The 21,683-nt window shown below is 44.6% G+C and carries 19 protein-coding genes; 15 read left to right on the top strand and 4 right to left on the bottom strand.

What is annotated here, in order from left to right; all coding sequences use genetic code 11:
• The first annotated feature begins 7 nt into the window (after positions 1-7).
• From ATB78_RS06620 to pheT, 11 genes are all read left to right on the top strand, one after another.
• Positions 8-388, top strand: coding sequence for a RidA family protein (locus ATB78_RS06620; protein WP_061008155.1), 381 nt, complete (start codon positions 8-10; stop codon positions 386-388).
• Between the two features lie 10 nt (positions 389-398).
• Positions 399-788 (top strand): VOC family protein, encoded by a 390-nt coding sequence (locus ATB78_RS06625; RefSeq protein ID WP_020194858.1) that lies wholly within the window; start codon positions 399-401, stop codon positions 786-788.
• A 1-nt stretch (position 789) separates the two neighbouring features.
• Positions 790-1,104 (top strand): heavy metal-binding domain-containing protein, encoded by a 315-nt coding sequence (locus ATB78_RS06630; protein WP_005443150.1) that lies wholly within the window; start codon positions 790-792, stop codon positions 1,102-1,104.
• A 547-nt stretch (positions 1,105-1,651) separates the two neighbouring features.
• Positions 1,652-2,461: a helix-turn-helix transcriptional regulator gene (locus ATB78_RS06635; RefSeq protein WP_009705881.1), complete on the top strand. Its 810-nt coding sequence runs from the start codon at positions 1,652-1,654 to the stop codon at positions 2,459-2,461.
• A 170-nt stretch (positions 2,462-2,631) separates the two neighbouring features.
• Positions 2,632-3,420 (top strand): TetR/AcrR family transcriptional regulator, encoded by a 789-nt coding sequence (locus ATB78_RS06640; protein ID WP_009705882.1) that lies wholly within the window; start codon positions 2,632-2,634, stop codon positions 3,418-3,420.
• A 202-nt stretch (positions 3,421-3,622) separates the two neighbouring features.
• Positions 3,623-6,001: an MMPL family transporter gene (locus tag ATB78_RS06645; protein WP_061008156.1), complete on the top strand. Its 2,379-nt coding sequence runs from the start codon at positions 3,623-3,625 to the stop codon at positions 5,999-6,001.
• Positions 6,002-6,041: 40 nt separating this feature from the next.
• A complete protein-coding gene (locus tag ATB78_RS06650; RefSeq protein WP_041055497.1) occupies positions 6,042-6,833 on the top strand; it encodes an outer membrane lipoprotein-sorting protein in 792 nt (263 codons plus the stop codon).
• A 9-nt stretch (positions 6,834-6,842) separates the two neighbouring features.
• Entirely contained in the window at positions 6,843-8,024 is a 1,182-nt protein-coding gene (locus ATB78_RS06655; RefSeq protein ID WP_061008157.1) for a hypothetical protein, read from the top strand.
• Positions 8,025-8,200: 176 nt separating this feature from the next.
• On the top strand, positions 8,201-9,325 hold the full coding sequence (locus ATB78_RS06660; RefSeq protein ID WP_061008158.1) for a GGDEF domain-containing protein: 1,125 nt from the start codon (positions 8,201-8,203) through the stop codon (positions 9,323-9,325).
• 284 nt (positions 9,326-9,609) lie between these two features.
• Positions 9,610-10,593: a phenylalanine--tRNA ligase subunit alpha gene (gene pheS / locus ATB78_RS06665; RefSeq protein ID WP_005439802.1), complete on the top strand. Its 984-nt coding sequence runs from the start codon at positions 9,610-9,612 to the stop codon at positions 10,591-10,593.
• Positions 10,594-10,611: 18 nt separating this feature from the next.
• Positions 10,612-13,017: a phenylalanine--tRNA ligase subunit beta gene (pheT, locus tag ATB78_RS06670; protein WP_005439803.1), complete on the top strand. Its 2,406-nt coding sequence runs from the start codon at positions 10,612-10,614 to the stop codon at positions 13,015-13,017.
• A gap of 87 nt (positions 13,018-13,104) precedes the next feature.
• On the opposite strand, the gene ATB78_RS06675 is transcribed toward pheT, so the two are convergent.
• Entirely contained in the window at positions 13,105-13,830 is a 726-nt protein-coding gene (locus ATB78_RS06675; protein ID WP_061008159.1) for a metallophosphoesterase, read from the bottom strand.
• Positions 13,831-14,167: 337 nt separating this feature from the next.
• Between ATB78_RS06675 and ATB78_RS06680 the strand changes: the two genes are divergently transcribed.
• Entirely contained in the window at positions 14,168-15,799 is a 1,632-nt protein-coding gene (locus ATB78_RS06680) for a glycoside hydrolase family 32 protein (RefSeq protein WP_061008160.1), read from the top strand.
• A gap of 84 nt (positions 15,800-15,883) precedes the next feature.
• Here the strand turns inward: ATB78_RS06680 and ATB78_RS06685 are convergent, their stop codons facing one another.
• Positions 15,884-16,801, bottom strand: a complete 918-nt coding sequence (locus ATB78_RS06685; protein WP_061008161.1) for an aminoimidazole riboside kinase — start codon at positions 16,799-16,801, stop codon at positions 15,884-15,886.
• A 236-nt stretch (positions 16,802-17,037) separates the two neighbouring features.
• On the opposite strand from ATB78_RS06685, the gene ATB78_RS06690 reads away from it, so the two are divergent.
• Complete coding sequence (locus ATB78_RS06690; protein ID WP_009705891.1) at positions 17,038-18,033, top strand: LacI family DNA-binding transcriptional regulator; 996 nt, start codon at positions 17,038-17,040, stop codon at positions 18,031-18,033.
• A gap of 11 nt (positions 18,034-18,044) precedes the next feature.
• Here ATB78_RS06690 and ATB78_RS06695 read toward each other — a convergent pair whose 3' ends face one another.
• A complete protein-coding gene (locus ATB78_RS06695; RefSeq protein WP_061008162.1) occupies positions 18,045-18,923 on the bottom strand; it encodes an AEC family transporter in 879 nt (292 codons plus the stop codon).
• A 526-nt stretch (positions 18,924-19,449) separates the two neighbouring features.
• Here ATB78_RS06695 and ihfA point away from each other — a divergent pair.
• On the top strand, positions 19,450-19,746 hold the full coding sequence (gene ihfA, locus ATB78_RS06700) for an integration host factor subunit alpha (protein ID WP_005427969.1): 297 nt from the start codon (positions 19,450-19,452) through the stop codon (positions 19,744-19,746).
• Positions 19,747-19,890: 144 nt separating this feature from the next.
• On the opposite strand, the gene ATB78_RS06705 is transcribed toward ihfA, so the two are convergent.
• A complete protein-coding gene (locus ATB78_RS06705; protein WP_041055522.1) occupies positions 19,891-20,667 on the bottom strand; it encodes a RelA/SpoT domain-containing protein in 777 nt (258 codons plus the stop codon).
• Between the two features lie 336 nt (positions 20,668-21,003).
• Between ATB78_RS06705 and ATB78_RS06710 the strand changes: the two genes are divergently transcribed.
• A complete protein-coding gene (locus tag ATB78_RS06710) occupies positions 21,004-21,654 on the top strand; it encodes a thiopurine S-methyltransferase (RefSeq protein ID WP_061008163.1) in 651 nt (216 codons plus the stop codon).
• Positions 21,655-21,683: the final 29 nt, after the last annotated feature.

Raw genomic sequence — 21,683 nt, forward strand, 5'->3', positions numbered from 1 at the left:
AGACAACATGGTTCAACGAATCAGTTACGAATTTTTGCCACAAATTTCTGGTCCTTATGTTCATGCGACAAGACATTGTGAGACCTTGTATGTTTCAGGGCTGACAGCCATGGGTTCACCAAGTCAAAGTGAAAGCCTAATTGAGCAAACGAAAACGATTCTGTCTTACTTGTCGCAGATACTCACTGAAGAACAAAGAGAGAAACGCGATCTCGTCAAGCTGACGATATTTGTAACCGACATGAACCAACTGCCAGAGATCCGGTCGGTATTATTCGACTTCTATGAAGGGTATTTACCTGCTTGTTCTTTAGTCGAGGTGAGACGTTTGATTCACCCCGACTTATCTATTGAGATTGAGGCAGTCATCTCATCTGAAGCATTGTAGAGAGGCTTTAATGAAAATAAACCGCTTGGATCACCTTGTACTAACCGTTAAAGACATTCAAACCACACTGGATTTCTATACACAAGTTCTCGGTATGGAAAGTGTTACTTTTGGAGAAGGACGTGTCGCTTTGGTATATGGACGACAAAAAATCAACCTTCATCAGCTTGGCAATGAATTTGAACCTAAGGCGAGTCAGGTGGCCTCTGGGAGTGCCGATTTGTGTTTTGTATGTGATACGCCAATTGCAAACGTGCTCTCCCATTTAGACTCCCATTCTATCGAGGTTATTGATGGCCCCGTTCAACGGACAGGTGCAATTGGTAACATCCTATCGGTTTACATTAGAGACCCAGATGGTAACTTAATTGAGTTATCTAACTATCTTACTGAGGTATAACATGATTTATTCAACAACCGAGACGATTCCTGGTCGAGAGATTGCTGAGATAAAAGGTGTTGTGACGGGAAATGTGGTTCAGTCAAAGCACATTGGGCGTGATTTCATGGCTGGCTTAAAAAGCATTGTTGGTGGTGAGATTCGTGGCTACACCGAAATGATGACGGAAGCCCGAAATATTGCTATTCAACGAATGGTAGAGGATGCCGCGAACCTAGGAGCAGATGCTGTTGTCGGTATTCGTTTCACCACCAGTTCGATCGTTGATGGCTCTTCAGAGATTCTTGCATTTGGCACTGCAGTAAAGCTTGTCTAAGAGCGACTGGCCAAGACGATGTGTTGCTAACTCATGATCAATAGAATGGGGTAGTAAGTTCCAACTCGATTATCCATTTCAAGTGAAACGCAGAATCTCGATAGTGATGTTCTGCGTTTGCATTTCTGACGCCTACCTAATGTTCCTACATACTCACCTTATTGATCCTGATCGTAGCGTTCGCAAAAAATAATAGATAGAGATTTAGTATATGTAATTTGAATAATTATGCATTTTGGAGTGCATGTTTTGTAGGGGGAATATTCTAAGTTTTTGTGATGTCTTAAGTCGGAAATACTCTGAGAAAACGCTCAAGTTAGTAGTTAATGCGACGAATAGCATGTTGATTAACATGTTTATAATCTATTTCGATAACAATTTATAATGAAACTGAATGCATTTTAAGTGCCAGTATTAACATCATAAATGTGAATGAAAGTATATTAATTCAAAGTTTTCTTATAAAAATATGAACTTATGCCTTGCGAAGTGATTCTAAATTGTTACAAATACTATACAGCTGTAACATTGCCATAAGGAATTGTAGATGAGAGAACTCACTCCCGAGTACTTGTTAGCCGCATTACGACAAGCGATAAAAACTAAAGGGCTAACATATCGAGAGTTATCTGAGAAAATGGGCATGCCGTTGTCCACTTTTAAACGTCATTTAACTAGTACTAACCTTGCTCTAGATAAGCTACTCGAATATTGCCGCGCGGTTGACTGCACCCTCGATGAATTGCAGAAGCTGGCAAATCAACTTCAAGCTGAGGATCAAGATTACTTTAGCCACACGCAAGACGAAGTCTTTTTCCAATTTCCTCATCTTTACGATTTTTATCGAGAGTTACGGATGCTTCGTGGGAAAGACGGCTATACCATCCTAATGAAAAAGTATGACCTCTCGAAACAAAGTATGTCGGACTATTTAGGCGCGCTAGAATTACTTGATCTGGTTTATGTTGATGAAGAAAACAACATTACTCTGCATGGTCCGCTCTACTACAGCTATGCTGAAAACTCGAAGCTTAACGACAAGTACACAGAGATCATCAAGGATCAAACGACCACGCACGAGAAGTGTGTTCGAGTCGCTTTGTCTCGCATGAAAATCACTGAAGAACAACTGCTTATCTTGGAAGAACAGGTCGCGAATACCGTGCTTGATTTTCATTCGAAGAATGTAGTGGCAGAGAATTTTAACGTATCCGATTTTACCAATGTCCTTTTGATTGCAGGCCCACATCAGCCCGTTACTTTTTCAGATGGTATCGTTCAAACAGAGACAAACTTTATTGATGATATTCGTTATGCGATAGCATCCGCAGGGGATAAGCCGAGTCTCTCGATATAATCTCTAGTTATTTTTAATGATTTACAAATTCATTCTTGAAATGTTTATTTGTTGAACTATTATGACGAAGTGTCAATTATGACGATTCGTCAGAAATGTGATGTCGTTTCTGCAAACCATATTCGTGTTACACTTCATTTGGGTTACACAGGGATACGGAACAGGGAAATATGTTTAACTTTGGCTGCAAGAAAAATGACAAACAAGAAGGGTGTCGTGTGGTTTCTGGTTTGACTAAGAAACAACAAGCGATCGCCGATCGTGAGGTGGAGTTGATCCAACTTGCAAAGTCATTGGTTCAAGAGCAGGGGTTTGCGAATCTCACCATGGATAAGCTGACCGCCGCAAGCCCTTACTCAAAAGGGACAATCTACAACCATTTCTGCAGCAAAGAAGATGTGATTCTCGCGCTTTGTATCCATTCTCTAAAAAGTGAGGCGGTGTTTTTTGAACGCACGGCCAACTTTGATGGCAATACTCGTGAGAAGATCATTGCAATGCATGTGGGCTACCGAATCTACGCTCGCATGGAGCCTGTCTTATCGACGTGCGCAATTGTTGCTAAAACCCCTTGGGTGATTGAGAAAGCCTCTCCGGCCCGCCTAAATGAATTGAATAAGCTTGAAGAGGAAGTGATTTCTGGTGCGGATGCATTAGTGAACCATGCGGTAGAAGTTGGAGATTTAAAATTCTCACCCGCAGTAGGCTCTGATGCCATTGTATTCGCAAACTGGTCTATTGCTTTTGGTTCTAATGCGCTTGCGCAAAATGCGTCAAATAGTCGATGCATACAGCGCTTGCAAGACCCTTTCTCAGTGCTCCATAACGCCAATATGTTACTTGACGGTTTGGGTTGGTTACCGCTCTCAACTGAGTGGGATTACCGCAAAACCTGGCGTCGAGTAGAGCAGGAATTATTCAGTGAAGAACTTGCTTATCTTGACTCAGTCAATCGTTAAGTAAGCAACAAGCCAATCAAATTAGCGGATTGGCTTTTTAATCACACTATTTGACGGATCGTCAATAACGATGATTTTTACACCATTACATCTAATTAAATCGGTGTAGAGATCGCGTTAGAAACGTATCTGGAATTAGAGAACAGCTAAAGCTGCTTTTTTAACTCCGTTTTATGACGAAACGTCACAAAGGGAGAGTGTGATGAAACACCACCAAGCTCAACAAGCTTCCTCTGCTCAATGGGGGAAGATTCCAACCAAGTACAGTATATGGGTACTACTGGCCACGGTATTACTCGTTGTTATCGCGACAATAGGAGGAAAGAACCTTTATTTTCGTGGTGACTACAATATCTTCTTTGATGGTACCAATAAGCAGTTATTGGCGTTCGATGAAATTCAAACCACTTTTGCTAAAACAGACAATCTCGCCATTGTTGTTGCTCCAGCCAGTAACGACGTCTTCACTCCGGAAATCCTCCAACTTATACAAAGCCTCACCGTCGATTCGTGGCAAGTGCCTTATTCCAGTCGTGTTGACTCTATCGCCAACTACCAACATACCGAAGCGTTTGAAGACGATCTTCTCGTCGAGGATTTGTTGTATGAAGACTATGAGTTAACCGCTGAGCGCATCGCTAAAGTCAAAAGCATTGCGTTGTCAGAACCTGTATTGAAAAGCGCATTGATTTCAGAAAAAGGGGACGTAACGGTTGTGAACATTACTGTTCAACTGCCAGAAATAGACAAGACGGCCGAAGTGCAAGAGGTGATGTCCCATATAAGCGCAATGCTAGAGCGTTACCAACAGAACTACCCAGATGTTGAGTTCCATAAAGCAGGCATTATCGCCATGAACTATGCGTTTATGACGGCAGCGCAGGAGGACAGCTCGACATTGGTGCCAACCATGCTGTTAGTGATCTTGGTGTTTTTGACCATTATGTTGCGCTCATTCTTGAGTGTCGTCGCCACTTTGATCGTTATCATCGGCTCAGTCATGGCGACAATGGGGCTTTCTGGTTGGGCGGGCATGTTCTTGAGCACGGCGACCGTTAATGTGCCAACACTGGTGATGACACTTGCCGTTGCTGACTGTGTGCATGTCATCACCACCATGCGCCACTCGATGCAAAATGGCTTTAGCAAAGCGCATTCTATCGAGAGAAGTATTTCACTTAACTTCATGCCAATTCTGATCACTTCAGTGACCACAGCTATCGGCTTTTTGATGATGAATATGTCCGATTCTCCGGTATTGAGAGACTTCGGTAACTTGTCAGCGTTAGGTGTAATGATCGCATGTTTCCTTTCTGTCACGCTTCTTCCTGCGTTACTGAAGTTGCTTCCTATCAATGTTAAGCAAACGCCTTCGAACGGGAAGTCTGACTTTATGGACAAACTGGGCGACTTTGTTGTTACACATCGCAAAGCGTTACTGCCTGCATCTGTTTTGGTTATTGCAGTCAGCGCGAGTTTGATTCCTTTGAATCGCGTCAATGATGAATCCGTGAAGTACTTCGATAACCGCAGTGATTTTCGTCAAGCTGCCGACTTTATGGAAGCGCGCATCAGTGGCATGACTAACATCAGTATTGCGATTAAAACTAACGAGTCACAAGGGATTGCAGACCCGGTATTTCTCAATGCTATTGGTGGGTTTACGGATTGGCTGCGAGTTCAGCCAGAAACTGACCATGTTGCGACGCTAGCGGATGTGTATAAACGTCTCAACAAGAACATGCATGGCGACGATGAAAGCTACTACGCGTTACCACAAAATCGCGAACTGGCTGCGCAATATCTGTTGCTTTATGAGATGTCCTTGCCGTATGGGCTCGACCTAAACAACCAAATCAATGTTGATAAATCGTCAATTAAAATGGTTCTCACCGTCGATAACTTAGGCAGTGTTGAATTGGTTGATCTTGAGAATCGTATCTATGCGTGGTTTGCTGACAATGCCCCTCAATATGAAGTAGTTGCTTCGAGCCCTTCTTTGATGTTCGCTCACATTGGTGAGACCAACATGGCGAGTATGCTCTCTACTTTACCTATTACATTAGTGCTCATTTCCGCGCTGCTTATCTTTGCGCTTCGCTCTCTTAAACTGGGCTTGATCAGCTTGGTGCCAAACATCGCACCGGCCGTGATTGGCTTTGGTCTCTGGGCGCTTATCTCTGGTGAAATCAACCTCGGGCTATCTGTTGTTGTCACATTGACGCTCGGGATTGTGGTCGATGATGCTGTTCACTTCCTTTCTAAATACCAGCGTGCCCGAAAAGAAGGCCAAACCGCCGAACAGGCAGTGCGTTACGCTTTCCATACTGTTGGACGCGCGCTCTGGATTACCACTGTTGTCTTGGTGGCAGGCTTTTCGGTGTTGGCCATGTCGAGCTTCCGTTTGAACGCTGATATGGGCCAGCTCAGCGCCATTGTCATCTTTATCGCTTTAGTTGTGGATTTCTTATTCTTACCGACTTTGCTGATGCTGTTTGATAAGGCCGCTTACTCACAAAACACAGGGACGAAAAAAACACCTTCAGAATCTGAGAAAAACGTTACGGCGACACCGTTGTAATCGAGAAACGAACTTCAGGAATTAAGACAAGGAATACATGATGAAACTAGTTAAAACACCATTCAAAGTCGCCGCGTTATCGGTTTCACTTTTGCTTTCGTCATTTGCGTGGGCAGATGAGGTAAAAGGATTAGAGATTGCACAGGAGCGTAAAGCTCGTGATGAAGGTTGGGGGGATTCGGTGGCAACCATGCAAATGATCCTTCGCAACGCACAAGGCGAGAGCAGTACGCGTTTGATGCGCTTGAAATCACTTGAGGTTGCCGATGATGGTGACAAAGGGTTGACCATTTTTGATGAGCCTCGTGATGTAAAAGGTACTGCCTTCCTCAACCATTCTCATACAGTTGGTGCTGATGACCAATGGCTCTACCTGCCTGCTCTTAAGCGTGTAAAACGTATTGCTTCACGCAATAAATCCGGTCCGTTTATGGGCAGTGAGTTTGCTTATGAAGACCTGAGCTCATTCGAGATCGAAAAATACCGTTTCAATTACCTAAAAGATGAAACGGTGAATGACCAAGAGACGTTTGTGTTAGAGCAAATCCCGACAGATAAAAACTCCGGTTACACCAAGCAGGTGGTTTGGTTGGACAAGGCGCACTATCGTCCTCTGAAAGTAGAGTTTTATGACCGTAAAGGTGCGTTGTTAAAAACACTTTTATTCTCCGACTACAAACAATATCTGAATCAATACTGGCGCGCTCACACCATGGCGATGACGAATCACCAAACGGGCAAAAGTACGGAGCTGACGACCAGCGAATTGACGTTCCAGACTGGTTTGAAAGACAACGATTTCAACAAAAACGTCCTTAAGCGCGTTAAGTAGGGAGGTTGAATGACTAGGGCAATCGCTGCAAGCCGAACCTTGGCTGGCATTACGGCAATGCTGTGTTCTTCGCCTTTGCTTGGCGTTGAACTAGCGGGGCAGGTCAATATCGAGCATCGCCAGTTTTTCTCTGACGGTGCTCAGGGGCAAGACAAAGGGCAAACATCACTTGTATTGCAACCCGAGCTTTATTGGGATCTGCAAGACGGTGATGCGAGTTTCACTTTCACGCCTTTTTATCGCTGGGATAGCATGGATGATGAACGCGCTCATGGTGATATTCGAGAAGCTTTATATTTAACCTATTGGGATGATTACGAACTCCGAGTCGGCATCAGTAAGGTGTTTTGGGGCGTCACAGAGTCTGCGCACTTAGTTGATGTTGTAAACCAAGTTGATGCGATAGAAGCGGTTGATGGAGAAGATAAGCTCGGCCAACCTATGGTTCATTTTACTTCTATCAAAGAGTGGGGGACGGTGGATGCGATGTTATTGCCTTATTTTCGTGAGCGAACATTTGCAGGTAAAGATGGACGTTTGAGGATTGATCCCGTTGTCTCTGATGATGCGTTGTATGAATCTAGCCGAGAAGAAAAGCATGTGGATGTCGCGTTTCGGTATGCACAAATGTTCGGCGATTGGGATGTAGGTTTAAGCTATGTTTATGGCACAAACCGTGACCCGTATTTTCGGTTTGATCAAGGAGAGTTAAAACCTTACTACGCCCTAATGAGCCATGTTGGGCTGGATGTTCAAGGCATCGTGGGCGATTGGTTATGGAAGCTAGAGAGTGTCTACCGTGATAGCTTCGACAATCATGTCGGCGTCGTGACTGGTTTTGAATACACAATAGTAGGTGCTTTTGATACGGTATGGGACGTAGGCATTATTGGTGAGTATCTCTATGATAGCCGCGGTAACAACGCGCAAAACATCGGTCAAAATGATGTCTTTGCAGGCATTCGTTTAGCACTCAATGACGAAGACGGCACAGAAATTCTTACGGGTATAACGCAAGATCTCGACAACTCCGATGTGTACAACGCAAAACTTGAGGCTTCCAGCCGCATTTCAAATCATTTCAAGTGGCAAATCGATGCTTGGTTGTTTAAAAATGACACGCCAACGGACCTGCTTTATTTCGCACGGGACGACGACTTTATCGAACTCTCTATCCAGTATTATTTTTAAATTGGTAGATAAACTAATCGAAAAGTTGGAGGCAAGTAGATCCACGTCATTATTTTGACTGACTGCTAAAGCGTTAAGGAAGATTTGTCGATACTATTCCTTATGTTTATTGTGGTATTGATAGTTGTATATAAGCAACTATCAATACTCACTGGTTTTACTCAGGAGTAGTAGCGTTGAATTCATTTCGTTGGGACACATATTTCGAAACTGGAATCGAACAAGTTGATGAGCAACACCAGTATTTAGTCGGCTTCATCAATAAGTACGGCGAACTTTTGGCGCAAAACAGCATCTCCTTGACCGATATTCAAGTCGCATTGTTTGATCTTTCTCGTTATGCAGAGTTCCACTTCAAAGAAGAAGAGAACTTGATGCGCGAAGTGGGGATCTATCCTGAGCATCTACAGAAACATATCCAAGTCCATCGCGCGTTCATGAGCGATATCATCAGCATGCAAAGCTTCATCAATGAAGAAAACAAGCGTGCGGCCGAACAGTTGCTGGATTTCCTTATTCATTGGCTGGCGTACCATATTCTTGGCATCGATCAGAATATGTCCAAACAAGTGGCGGCGATTCAATCCGGCATGTCTCCAAAAGCAGCGTATGAAGAGCAAGAGAAACAGGCCAATGCCTCAACAGAGCCGCTGCTTGAGGCGTTAAATGCGCTATTTTCGCAAGTCTCGGAGCGAAATCGAGAGCTACTCAAACTGATCCTAGTTCTAGAGGAAAAGGTGGACGAAAGGACGAAGCAGTTATCGAATGCAAATAAACAGCTAGAAGCCTTGTCCTTAACTGACTCATTAACCCAGTTACCAAATCGTAGAAGCGCGATAAAAACGCTTAAGAAATTGTGGAAGGATGAGGACGCCAAAGACCTGCCTTTGGTTTGTATCATGATCGACGCCGATTACTTCAAACAAGTGAATGATACCTGTGGCCATGAAGCCGGGGACTTAGTCCTAACCGAACTCGCGCAAGCATTGAAGCACTACTTCCGCAGCGATGACATTGTGTGTCGTTTAGGCGGCGATGAGTTTTTCGTAATTTGTCCAGATACCGGATTAGAGGGTGGTTTGCATGTGGCAGAGGCGGTGAGAAAGCAGGTCTCCCATATGCTTGTTGCTACTTCATTCGAACCTTGGCGAGGGAGCATCAGTGTTGGTGTCGCAGAACGTCGAGACAAAATGGAAACCTACACGGATTTAATTCGAGTTGCTGATGAGGGCGTTTACTTGGCAAAACAAAACGGTAAAAACCGAGTTCAAACCGTACAAAAACTCACGCCTTTAAACTAGATTACTTCTCATATTCAATCGCCAAGGAAAACCGGCTTCTTTTCTCGCTTGATAAGAACAATACCAGTGACTTTCTTTGGCCTCTTATGCAAAAACAACCTCGATAAAATGGGCGTTATTCCTAGACAACGCTGCTTTTTTTACGTTTTTGCATTCTTTTTATTCAATAACCTCTTCTTTTCATAATTCAATTTGGCTTTGGTGGCGCGTTTGGCTACTATGTACAGCTATCAAAAAACCAATCACTCCCTTATGGATACTACCAATAGGTAGATGAGGAAACGATGCAACATCTAGAAGAGATCATTGCTAACGCGAGCGCAGCAATTGAAGCTGCAGAATCGCTAGTCGTACTTGATGAAGTGCGTGTTCAGTATCTAGGTAAAAAAGGTGAGCTAACTGCTCAACTTCAAAGCCTAGGTAAACTACCACCAGAAGAGCGCCGTGAAGCTGGTCAAGAGATCAACAAAGCGAAAGGCGTAGTTCAGCAAGCTATCGCAGCTCGTAAAGATGCACTACAACGTGCAGAGCTAGAAGCGAAGCTAGCAGCAGAAACGATCGACGTGACACTACCAGGTCGTCGTATCGAGAACGGTGGTCTACACCCAGTTACTCGTACTGTTGAGCGTATTGAGAAGTTCTTTGGCGAACTTGGCTTTAACACAGAGTCTGGTCCAGAAATCGAAGATGCATTCCACAACTTTGATGCACTAAACATCGCAGCTGATCACCCAGCGCGTACTGACCACGATACTTTCTTCTTCAACCCAGATTTGATGCTTCGTACTCACACGTCAGGCGTACAGATCCGTACGATGGAAAATGGTAAACCACCATTCCGTTTCATCGCACCAGGCCGTGTATACCGTAACGACTACGACCAAACGCACACGCCAATGTTCCACCAAGTGGAAGGCATGTTGGTTGATGAGAACGTGAACTTCGCACAGCTAAAAGGCATCCTGCACGATTTCCTATGTAACTTCTTCGAAGAAGAAGTGGAAGTACGTTTCCGTCCATCTTACTTCCCATTCACTGAGCCTTCAGCAGAAGTTGACGTGAAAGGCAAAAACGGTAAATGGCTAGAAGTACTAGGCTGCGGTATGGTTCACCCGAACGTACTACGTAGCGTAGGCATCGACCCTGAAAAATACTCTGGTTTCGCATTCGGTATGGGTGTTGAGCGTCTAACAATGCTTCGTTACGGCGTAAACGACCTACGTGCGTTCTTCGAGAACGATCTTCGTTTCCTAAAACAGTTCAAGTAATCCAGGGGATAAATCACTATGAAATTCAGCGAATCATGGCTTCGTGAGTGGGTTAGTCCTTCGATTACCACTGACGAACTAACTCACCAAATTACAATGGCGGGTCTAGAAGTTGATGACGTGCTACCTGTAGCAGGTTCGTTCAACGGCGTTAAAGTTGGTCACGTTGTTGAATGTGGTCAACACCCAGATGCAGACAAACTGCGCGTAACTAAAGTTGACGTGGGTGAAGAAGAGCTTCTAGACATCGTTTGTGGCGCACACAACTGTCGCCAAGGTCTGAAAGTAGCAGTAGCAACAGTTGGTGCTGTTCTTCCAGGCGATTTCAAAATCAAAAAAGCGAAACTACGTGGCCAACCATCTCACGGCATGCTTTGTTCATTCACTGAACTAGGTATCGACGTTGAGTCAGACGGCATCATGGAACTAGCAGAAGACGCAGTAATCGGTACCGACTTCCGTGAATTCCTAGGTCTAGACGACGTAACAGTAGACGTAGACCTAACAGCAAACCGCGCTGACTGTTTCAGCATTCGTGGTCTAGCTCGTGAAGTTGGTGTACTAAACCGCGCTGACGTGACTGAACCATCAGTAGAAGCAGTAGCAGCTTCAATCGAAGACAAAGTGTCTATCGAAGTGAAAGCGCCAGCTGCGTGTCCACGTTACCTAGGTCGTGTAGTTAAGAACGTAAACGTTCAAGCTGAAACACCACTATGGATGCAAGAGAAACTGCGTCGTTGTGGTATTCGCTCGATCGACCCTGTAGTAGACATCACTAACTACGTTCTTCTAGAGCAAGGCCAACCAATGCACGCATTCGATCTAGCGAAGATCGAAGGTGGCATCGTAGTTCGTATGGCTGAGCAAGGTGAGAAGCTAACACTTCTTGACGGCAGCGAAGCAGAGCTAAACGCAGATACACTAGTAGTAGCTGACCACAACAAAGCACTTGCAATCGCAGGTATCTTTGGTGGTGAAGAGTCTGGTGTAACAACTGAGACTAAAGACGTTCTACTAGAGTGTGCATTCTTTGCACCTGACCACATTCGTGGTCGCGCTCGTAGCTACGGTCTGCACACTGATTCTTCAATGCGTTTCGAGCGTGGTGTGGATTACGCACTACAAGTGAGCGCTATGGAGCGTGCAACTCAGCTTCTAGTTGAAATCTGTGGTGGTGAAGTAGCACCTGTTGTTGCAGTAGAGTCTGAAGCAGACCTACCTAAGCCAAACAAAGTTGCTCTACGTCGTACTAAGCTAGACAACCTACTAGGTCACCACATCGCTGATGCTGACGTAGTAGAAATCCTAGAGCGCCTAGGTTTGACTGTTGAAGCTTCAGAAGAAGGTTGGATGGCTGTAGCGCCAACATGGCGTTTCGATATCGCTATCGAGCAAGACCTGATTGAAGAAGTTGGCCGTATCTACGGTTACGACAACATTCCTAACCAACACCCAGCAGCAGCACTTAAGATGCACAACCACGTTGAAGCGGATCTTCCACTGAAACGCGTTCGTGATCTTCTTGTTGACCGTGGTTACCACGAAGCAATTACATACAGCTTCGTTGAGCCTGAGCAACAAAAGCTAGTTGTACCTGGTGTTGAGCCTCTAGTGCTTCCAAACCCAATTTCTGCGGACATGTCAGCAATGCGTCTTGGTCTTATCCAAGGTCTGCTGAACACAGTTGTTCACAACCAGAAGCGTCAACAGCCACGCGTTCGTCTATTCGAATATGGCCTACGTTTCATCCCATGTGAATCTGCAGAAAACGGCATGCGCCAAGAGCCTATGCTTGCAGGTGTTATTGCTGGTACTCGCGGTGAAGAGCACTGGGATATCGAAACTAACACTGTTGATTTCTTCGACCTTAAGGGCGATCTAGAAGCAATTCTAGAGCTATCTGCGAACGAAAAAGCGTACTCTTTCGCTGCACTATCACCTGAAAGCAAAAAAGCTAACCCAGCACTTCACCCTGGTCAATCTGCGGCAATCATCGTAGACGGCAAAGAAGTGGGCGTGATCGGTACCGTTCACCCTGAGCTTGAGCGTAAGTTCGGTCTAAACGGTCGTACTATCGTATTCGAAATCGAATGGTCTGCAATCAACAGCAAAGTGATCCCAGAAGCGGTCGCGCTTTCTAAGTTCCCTTCAAACCGTCGTGATATCGCGGTAGTAGTGGATGAAGCTGTTGCATCTGGTGACATCGTTAACGCTTGTCTAGAGCAAGGTGGCGAGTTCCTTAAAGATGCAAAACTGTTCGACGTTTACGTAGGTAAAGGCGTTGAAGAAGGTAAGAAGAGCCTAGCAATCGCTCTGACTCTACAGTCACTTGAGCGTACGCTTGAAGATGCAGATATCGCTGGTGCGGTTGACGCTATCGTTGCTCACGTTTCTGAGAAGTTTGGTGCGTCTCTACGTGACTAATCTCGCGTAACGTATCTTCTTAAGAAATGAAAACCCTGCCAGCTCGGCAGGGTTTTTTGTATTTTGGGAATAGGGAATAGGGAATAGCTATAGCCAAATTGTCTCCACTTTTATCCTCTCACCTTCAAAGCAAATCTTATTCACACCAATCCTTTCACTTCGGTTGTATTCGTCAATACTGTGGTCAAAGCCATAAGCAGTTGCGGGTGCCATATGTTGAGTCACACTTTGACGCGTTACAGTCAGTGCATCATGTCCATGCCCGCAAATTACATCTCGAACTCGATGCTTTGCCAAAAGCGCAAGTAAGCTTGCATCGTTCTCCAAGCAAATCGCTTTCATCCAGTCTGAGCCAACAGGAATAATGGGATGGTGGACAACGACGATCGGGTTGGCGACATGGCGAAGCTGTTTAGTTAGGACTGCTAAACCACGGTTATCAACTCGGCCAGAGCCTAAAGGGTGTCGCTTATCCAATGGCTTTGCACTTGAGTCCAAAAATATAACCTCTCGTCCATGGAGCTTGGCTTTATCGACAACGGCGATGCAACTTCCACGCAGTTCTTGTTTCATCAGTTCATGGTCATCATGATTACCAGCGATGGCGAAGATACGCTTGTCTCGGGTGTGTTGCTCTATGAAGTTGACTAGACTGAGGTAGTCGCCAGATTGAGGGTTGCAACACAGATCACCAGTGAGAAAAAGAGTATCGCAAGATGAATCATTTTGAGCACACAACAGCGCTTTGCGCAGGTTTTCAAAGCTAGATGGATCGCTTAAGTGACAATCGCTGATCTGGAAAATCGACTTCATGGAATTTCGCAATGTAACGTTTGGTTGAATGGTTTCAGTGTAACACTTAACCTCTTGGTTTTAATAGTAAACCTCTACGTTGCTTATTACCGCTTTGTAAGAAAGGTAGATCTAAATCTTCCACTGGTTAATAGGATTTTTTTAGGGAACGTTCTCAAGTGTGAAGATCAGCGTAGCAGCTAACGAGAACTTAAGTACTAAGCCATAAATTAAAAGATGTGTTAGAGCGTTAGGTTGATCACGGTTTTTGTTGTCTATGATCCGCTGTTATCTATGAATTCGTTATTTGATATGTTATTTTGCAAACGTTCCCAATTTGAGTTTTAGGTTAAAGTAAATGTCGTTAGCACCATACATTGCCGTTTGTGGGGGAGTTGAAAACATCTCTCGCGTTTTGATTCCTGATTCAGACCTTATTTTTGAAGTGCGTGAACACACGCTAATTCAAGACTCTGAGTTGATTGAGCAACTACAAGAAGTTCAGGGAAAAATGCAAGTGAGATTTGTGCGCTCAGATTCTGTCAGTACGGAAGCATTACTACTGCTGGGAGAGGAGATCGCCAAAGAACAAGCGAAACGTTTTGAATCACTTCAAGAGCCTGTTGAATGTGAGCACCGTCCCTTATGGCATATAACACCACCACAAGGTTTGCTTAACGACCCAAATGGTTTTGTGTTCCACAATGGCCAATACCACATGTTTTACCAATGGTATCCGTATGGGTGCGAACACAAAGATAAGCATTGGGCACATTTAACCAGTACTGACTTGATCAACTGGGAATGGCAACCCGTTGCGCTCACACCTTCAGATTGGTTCGATAGTCATGGTGTATTTTCTGGTCATGCGCTTAGCCAAGAAAACGAATTGATGTTGTTCTACACAGGCAATACACGAATTGGGCCGCAACGAGATCGTCATACAACCCAGTGCTTAGCGACTTCAACTGACGGTGTGAACTTCTTTAAGCATGGTCCGGTGATTGGTGAACTACCTCCTGGTGTAACACCACACATCCGTGATCCTAAGGTGATTCGTCACAATAACCAGTGGTTAATGCTATTGGGTGCGCAGACGGAAGAGTTAAAAGGGCGCCTAGCGATTTACAAATCAGACGACTTGTATCAATGGACGTTTGACGGTTTGTATGGCGATGAGTTTGGTGATTTCGGATATATGTGGGAATGTCCGGACATGTTCAGTTTATCTGAGCAGAGCTTTGTTGTGATTGGCCCGCAGGGCATTCCTTCGTTTTCTGAACACAACTCAATTCCTCACCATAATGGCATCGTGAAGGCAAATTGGAATGATAAAGATGGCCTTCAACTGAGCGAATTCCAGCATCTCGATTTTGGTTTTGATTTTTACGCGCCACAGACCATGCTTACACCAGATGGTCGCCGTGTTATGTGTGGTTGGATGGGATTACCAGATGAAATCGATCAACCGAGTTCAGACAATGGCTGGGTACATCAACTGACGACAATGCGTGAAATGAGCTTCCGTGATGGTAAGCTGTATCAATATCCAATTCATGAGCTTGAATCGCTAATTGAATCCACAAACCAATTTGTGTTGAACTCCGATGGTATGGATATCGGAGCGAAGTCTTTCGATTTAACTATCACGTTGGAGTGGGGAGACGAGTTATGCCTCTTCGAAAATACAGTGCAAAAACTGACAATAAAAGCGGATGACGTTGAGCGTCGATTGATCTTAGATCGTTCTAAAACATTGAATCGAGCACAAGATACGGTTCGCGAGTTACCGCTAGAGTCTGGCAAGATTGAACTGCGTATCTTAGCGGATATTTCTTCTGTTGAAGTGTTTGTTAACGGTGGTGAAGCGGTGATGACGTCGCGTGTGTTTACTGATGTCGATGCGACACGTTTGTCTTTACAAGGCGGAGAGCGAGAAGCAACTCTGCATTATTTGAAAGCGGCAACAGCGCCTTTCCAAAACGTTTAATTTAAAAACGACCAATTAAAAAATCCCCGCGATTGCGGGGATTTCTATTTTATTACCTAAGCTTCAAGCTATGGCAATGTTGTTTTAGATGTAAGCCAACAAAGCATCTTGAGTTGGCAATGCTGTCATCGCGCCTTTTTGCGTTGTCGCTAGAGCACCACAACCATTTGCCCAGTTAACTGCTGAATGGATCGCTTCTTTGTGCGCCCACTCATTGTGTTGAGCTAAACGAGCCAGCAAACCACCCACAAATGCGTCACCAGCGCCTGTTGTATCTATTGGTTTGACTGCTTGGCCTGCAATCAGCTCTTGTTCACCTTCGAATACAACCAACGCGCCTTTTGCACCTTGAGTGATAAGGACAAGCGTATTATCGAATGCTTTGATGGCTTCAAGACCCGCTTCGAGTGAGTCCGTGTCGGTCAAGAACAGCAGCTCATCGTCAGAGAACTTCACCACGTCAGCCAGCTCAATTGCTTGGCGAACTACAGGCTTTAACTCTTCTGGGTTAGCCCAAACTTCTTCACGCAGGTTTGGATCAAAGCTGACGAAGCCACCGGCTGCTTTAATATCTTGCATCGCTTTTAGTGTGCTGCTGCGACTCGGTTCGTTTGCAAGTGCGATTGAACACACATGTAGCCATTCGCCTTGAACAAATGCAGGGATGTCAGCAGGGATTAGGAATTGGTCCGCACTTGGTTTCACTATAAAAGTAAAACTGCGTTCACCTGAGTCATCTAGATCTACAATCACGGTTGATGTGCGCTGTGCTTCATCCAACAACATGTAATCTGTGTTGACTTGTTCTTGTGCCAGTGTTGCTTTCATAAAACGACCCAAAGGATCTTGACCAACACGGCCAAAGAAAGCACTGTTACCGCCTAATCGAGAGATTGCGACTGCAACGTTGGCTGGCGCGCCACCAGGGCATTTCAAATACGTGCTGTCTGTATCTGGAATCAAATCAACAACGGCATCGCCAGTCACCCAAATCTTACTCATAACTACTACCTAAAATAGAATCTAATCACTAACTACATTTTTGCTAAATCGTTTTAGCCAATCAATGTTTATTTGAACCAAAAAGGTCAAAATGACGTTAATTGTGATCTTAACCATGATCTAGAGTGTTTGCCCAAGCGCAAAGTGGGGGATTGTGATGGCTTTCATAATTAACCTGAGTATCATTGGCGGGATAATAAAAAAGCCCAAGCTTAAAATAACCACGGAATGACCAGGTGAAGAACAAAAAATTAAAGCTAGCGGACATTGCAGAACTGGCCGGAGTGTCTAAATCCACAGTCAGCTTTGTCTTAAATGGACACGCCAAGAAACACCGAATCAATGAAGACACCGTAAAACGTGTCCAAGCTGTCGTCGCGGAACACAATTACGCACCAAGCCTTTATGCCCGCGCTTTAAAAGCGAAAAAAACGTATACCTTGGGCTTGGTTATTCCTGATTTGGCCAACATGGGTTTTGCAACAACCGCTAAGCAACTCGAGAAGCTCGCTCGAAGCAGTGGTTATCAGCTGTTGATCGCCTCTTCTGAGGATGAACCTGAGCAGGAGCAAGAAGCAGTAAAGAGCCTATTAGAAAGACAAGTTGATTTACTGATGGTCGCAACGTCTATGTCTGACGATAGCTTTTATCAAGAAGTCAGACAGTCTACGCCTGTGATCTTGTTTGACCGTGTTATTGAACAGCAACAGATGACGACAATCAAAACCGACGCTCACAACGCCGCTAAGCAAGTGGTGGAGAAGTTGGGTAAGGAAGCAAAAGAATGCGCTTACTTTGGTGGTCAGTTAGAGCTTTCTCCAAGTAAAGACCGTTTTGCTGGTTACCAAGCAGGATTGGAACAAGCCGGTGTGAAATTTGAAGCGGCATTGGTCAAACATAAGGACTACCAACCCGAGTCAGGCTATCAAATGATGCAGGAAACCTATCAAGAGCTAGGTCGCCTTCCAGAACGTTTGTTTGTTGCTTCTTACTCTATCCTTGAAGGGGTTTTGCGTTTCCTTTCAGAGCAGCAACTGTTAAATGAAGAGATGAAAATTGCGACGTTCGATAACTACGCTATTTTGGATTGCTTACCAATTAAGATAGATTCGATTGAACAGGATTGTGATTTGATTGCGCAAAGCTTATATGAAGCCGGCAAAGCGCTGCTAACCGATCCAAAACACACCCCACAGCAAGTGGTGCTTCCTGCGAAGATCCACTATCGCTAGGGCTGATTTGCTCAAGAGAGTGAAAGGGTAAACAACAGCAGTAGCGGCAACGTGATTATGCTGAAGAAATTACCAAACAACACCATTGAAGCGACTGTCATTGGCTCAATGTTCAGTCGCTCTGCAAACAAATAGTTCATGACGGCTGGTGGCAGCATAGTGAACAACACCATCATTTGCAGTTGCATCGTCGGCAGTGGGATCAACCAATAGATTAATGCAAATGCGATCGCACCAGTCCCAAGCGATTGCACTGTACACATAAGACCTACTTTTAAACCTCCTAATCTCAGGTTCAACATCTGGGCCCCCAATGAAAGTAACATCACTGGTCCCGCCGCTTGTCCGAGTAATGCGGTCGCCTCATACAACGGGCTCCAAATACCGATTCCAGAAAGATTAATGAACAACGCGAGTGAAGCAGATAGGAAAATCGGCATCTTAATGATCTGTTTGAATGGATTACCGCTACTGAGCAGCATTACACCCAAACTGATGTGTAAACAGGCAGAGACAACGAACAACAGCACTGCCGAGGGTAGAGCGAGTTCACCGAACGTATACGTGAACAGCGGGATCGCTAAGTTGCCGCTATTTCGGAACATGTGTGGTGGTGCCCATGCTTTAAATGAAAGACCGGTCAGTCTCGTAATTGGTAGCATCACAATGCCGGGAACGACGACAGCAATAACAGCAGAAACTAATAGAGGGGCTTGGTCCATGTCGAGGGGCATGCTTACCAGTGATGAAAAGACGAGTGCTGGCGTGAACACATCCATATTAATGCGATTGATGGGGCGAAAATCTGGTCTGATGTAGCGGCCAACGAGATAGCCAACAAAAACCAAAGCGAATACAGGGAAGAGAATGCTGACGACTTGGTGAAACATGTTGGCTCGCTAGTAAGAGGGCGGTATGTGAAAACAGTATCAATGTTTCCATTTGCCGTCATGGAGTAACACGCAGAATTTTGTCTTCGTTCAAGCTTTCGTTTTTCAATTTACCTAGCAGAATAGGTAAAAAAAGTATGCTGAATGTGACTGGTCAGATCTATTTTTGAAGTGACTCAAACTACTGAAAAACAGAGAAGTTTTGTGTCAATTGTTTGTAAAATAGCCAGTATCTGACATTTTTATTAAATAGTGATTAATGTTGTTTTAAGGTTTTAAACTAGTAATTTAAACTGGATATTTTTCTCGATAGAGAGGGAATTAAAGTAAAATCTGGAAATGATGGTAGGTAAAGTACCGCAGTGGTAAAACATTCGGTATATTAGCAAAGAAAAAAGTTGGCGAAAATCATAAGCTTGGCATACACTTCCTGATGTAACCCCGATATGTTGTTGAATTGGTAGGGTAAAACTGCTCTGGCGCTACACTAGGTAGCATTGTTTAACATAGCTTTGAGGAAAGTTTTATGGCGCTCACAAAAGCCGAACTTGCAGAAAACCTGTTTGATAAATTGGGATTTAGTAAACGGGACGCCAAGGAAACGGTGGAAGTGTTCTTTGAAGAAATTCGTAAGGCACTAGAAAGTGGCGAACAGGTAAAACTGTCAGGTTTTGGTAACTTTGACCTTCGTGACAAAAACGAACGACCTGGTCGTAACCCGAAAACTGGTGAAGATATTCCTATTACTGCTCGACGTGTCGTTACGTTCCGCCCGGGTCAGAAGTTGAAAGCTCGCGTAGAGAACCTAAAGGCAGACCAGTAAGCCATGTAACATGGAATGAGACCACGCTTTGTCGTGGTCTTTTTGTCTGTACGCTTCGTTACTTACTAAAGAACAAATAAAAAACCACCGCAATTGCGGTGGTTTTTCAGTATTGAGGAAATCAGTTTCTAAAAGACGGCTTGTTTACGCCGCTTCTAGGTGTGTCGTCAGGTACGGATGCCAAGCTTCTTGATACAAGTTTTTCGATTGAGTGCGCATATTGCGAATCGACGCTGTCTCTATATCATTTAAGTTTCGGCCTTCTACCAGAGCTTGACGCTCCAGCTTCTGAATTTGTTCGTACAAATCATGCTCCGGGCCATTCTTAACATCAGCAATGGCTTTAAGGTGCAGTTGAACTTCAGCAATCAAATTCGTTTTAGGAAGACGAACCAACAGGTTCAAGTCGCGGTAGCCAGAAGCCGTTGGTTTCTTAAAGCGGTTTTTCACTTTAACTATGGTAGTTTCACGCTCTAACGCTTCGTACACAGATACAAGGCTTGCTACGTCATCCGCGACGATAGTTGCTCGTGCTAAGTCTGTAATTCGCTCTACTTGACCATCCAATTCGTGAGCAATTTTTTCTTCGGCACGATGTTGAGATTTAACGCCTGCGAAGTAAGGTTGGGCGTCAGTAAGAAGGGCAGTACTTTTACAGATGGTTTCTAACTCGAACTGCGCTTGGTGAGCTTTGCTGTAAAGTACGTCGAAATCTGAATAAGGTTGAGTTGGTTTGGAGTCGATTGACTGAATGCCATACAAACCACTAAGGCTATGCTTAAACAATTTTGAGCAAACTTCGTTTTGGCTAGCAGAACGGTTTTGTTGCTCGTTACTCGGGACATTTGGAAGTGCGGCGAACGCCGGCGCACGGCTTAGTACTAAAAGCATCAATGCTGTAGTACGTAAAAATAAGCTCATTCACTCTCCTTAACTTGCTTGCACTTAGAAAATGGGTAACGAAAAGGTCACTAAGATTCGCAAATCAGGTACTACCTAGTTAATGGGGGCTCTACGATAGATTCCAAGGCCGTTTTTTAGCCTTATGGTGGAATCGTGTTCTAGATCACCATTTTGCTTTCCTTTATTCTGACAACCAGATAAAGGAAGGGTTCATTCTTGAACGATAGCCATACTACCATTGCAGTATTAACCAAAGATGAACGGCATAGACAAATTTGAAAAAATCATTAGTCTTACCCCACAAAAGCGAAGCGCAAAGCTCGAATCCACAATCAGCCGACAAGTAGAAGTAAAATGAGAGATCAAGAATTTTGGCATAGTAAATGGGCGAGTAACCAAATTGGTTTCCACCTAGATGACGTGAATCCACTGTTACCTGCATTCTGGCAGCATACCAATCCTAAACGTGAAGACACCGTGTTAGTTCCTCTGTGCGGAAAGTCAGAAGATTTGGTATGGCTTGCGACGAAGCATGATGACGTGCAGGGTATCGAACTCAGCCTTATCGCCGTGCGTGCGTTTTTTGCTGAACACTTCTACACGCCGACTGTCACATCACTAAACGGCATGCATGAGTTGTATCAGTTCGATGAGTTGTCGATTTACACTGGCGACTTCTTTACTGCGCCTGTTTCTAAAGCCGATATCATTTACGACCGTGCTGCGCTTGTGGCTTTGCCGCAAGAAATGCGAGAAGAATACGTAGCTCGTCTTAAGCAACTGTTGAACCCTGGCGGACGTATTTTACTTGTGACTCTTAACTACCCACAGGATGAGATGTCAGGCCCTCCATTTAGCGTGCCAGTCGAAGAGATTGAACATCTGTTTGCGGGTTATAAGGTGACTTGTTTGAATGTCGACCAAGCCGACGAAAACCATCCCAAAATTGCGAAGAAAGGTCTAAGCCGCTTCTCTGAAGAAGTCTACTTAATAGAGAGCGAATAAAGGACTCTTCGAACCCACAGAAAGAAAAA

Source organism: Vibrio sp. CUB2 (assembly GCF_001557945.1).
In the GTDB taxonomy this organism is placed as follows: domain Bacteria; phylum Pseudomonadota; class Gammaproteobacteria; order Enterobacterales; family Vibrionaceae; genus Vibrio; species Vibrio owensii.

Excerpts from the sequence above, each read along its gene's own strand:
- ATB78_RS06685 (WP_061008161.1), bottom strand. The coding sequence starts at position 16,801 with ATGAGTAAGATTTGGGTGACTGGCGATGCCGTTGTTGATTTGATTCCA.
- ATB78_RS06710 (WP_061008163.1), top strand. The coding sequence starts at position 21,004 with ATGAGAGATCAAGAATTTTGGCATAGTAAATGGGCGAGTAACCAAATT.
- ATB78_RS06620 (WP_061008155.1), top strand. The coding sequence starts at position 8 with ATGGTTCAACGAATCAGTTACGAATTTTTGCCACAAATTTCTGGTCCT.
- pheS (WP_005439802.1), top strand. The coding sequence starts at position 9,610 with ATGCAACATCTAGAAGAGATCATTGCTAACGCGAGCGCAGCAATTGAA.
- ATB78_RS06680 (WP_061008160.1), top strand. The coding sequence starts at position 14,168 with ATGTCGTTAGCACCATACATTGCCGTTTGTGGGGGAGTTGAAAACATC.
- ATB78_RS06635 (WP_009705881.1), top strand. The coding sequence starts at position 1,652 with ATGAGAGAACTCACTCCCGAGTACTTGTTAGCCGCATTACGACAAGCG.
- ATB78_RS06650 (WP_041055497.1), top strand. The coding sequence starts at position 6,042 with ATGAAACTAGTTAAAACACCATTCAAAGTCGCCGCGTTATCGGTTTCA.
- ATB78_RS06645 (WP_061008156.1), top strand. The coding sequence starts at position 3,623 with ATGAAACACCACCAAGCTCAACAAGCTTCCTCTGCTCAATGGGGGAAG.
- ATB78_RS06705 (WP_041055522.1), bottom strand. The coding sequence starts at position 20,667 with ATGAGCTTATTTTTACGTACTACAGCATTGATGCTTTTAGTACTAAGC.
- ATB78_RS06655 (WP_061008157.1), top strand. The coding sequence starts at position 6,843 with ATGACTAGGGCAATCGCTGCAAGCCGAACCTTGGCTGGCATTACGGCA.
- ATB78_RS06625 (WP_020194858.1), top strand. The coding sequence starts at position 399 with ATGAAAATAAACCGCTTGGATCACCTTGTACTAACCGTTAAAGACATT.
- ATB78_RS06640 (WP_009705882.1), top strand. The coding sequence starts at position 2,632 with ATGTTTAACTTTGGCTGCAAGAAAAATGACAAACAAGAAGGGTGTCGT.
- ATB78_RS06675 (WP_061008159.1), bottom strand. The coding sequence starts at position 13,830 with ATGAAGTCGATTTTCCAGATCAGCGATTGTCACTTAAGCGATCCATCT.
- ihfA (WP_005427969.1), top strand. The coding sequence starts at position 19,450 with ATGGCGCTCACAAAAGCCGAACTTGCAGAAAACCTGTTTGATAAATTG.
- ATB78_RS06695 (WP_061008162.1), bottom strand. The coding sequence starts at position 18,923 with ATGTTTCACCAAGTCGTCAGCATTCTCTTCCCTGTATTCGCTTTGGTT.
- pheT (WP_005439803.1), top strand. The coding sequence starts at position 10,612 with ATGAAATTCAGCGAATCATGGCTTCGTGAGTGGGTTAGTCCTTCGATT.
- ATB78_RS06630 (WP_005443150.1), top strand. The coding sequence starts at position 790 with ATGATTTATTCAACAACCGAGACGATTCCTGGTCGAGAGATTGCTGAG.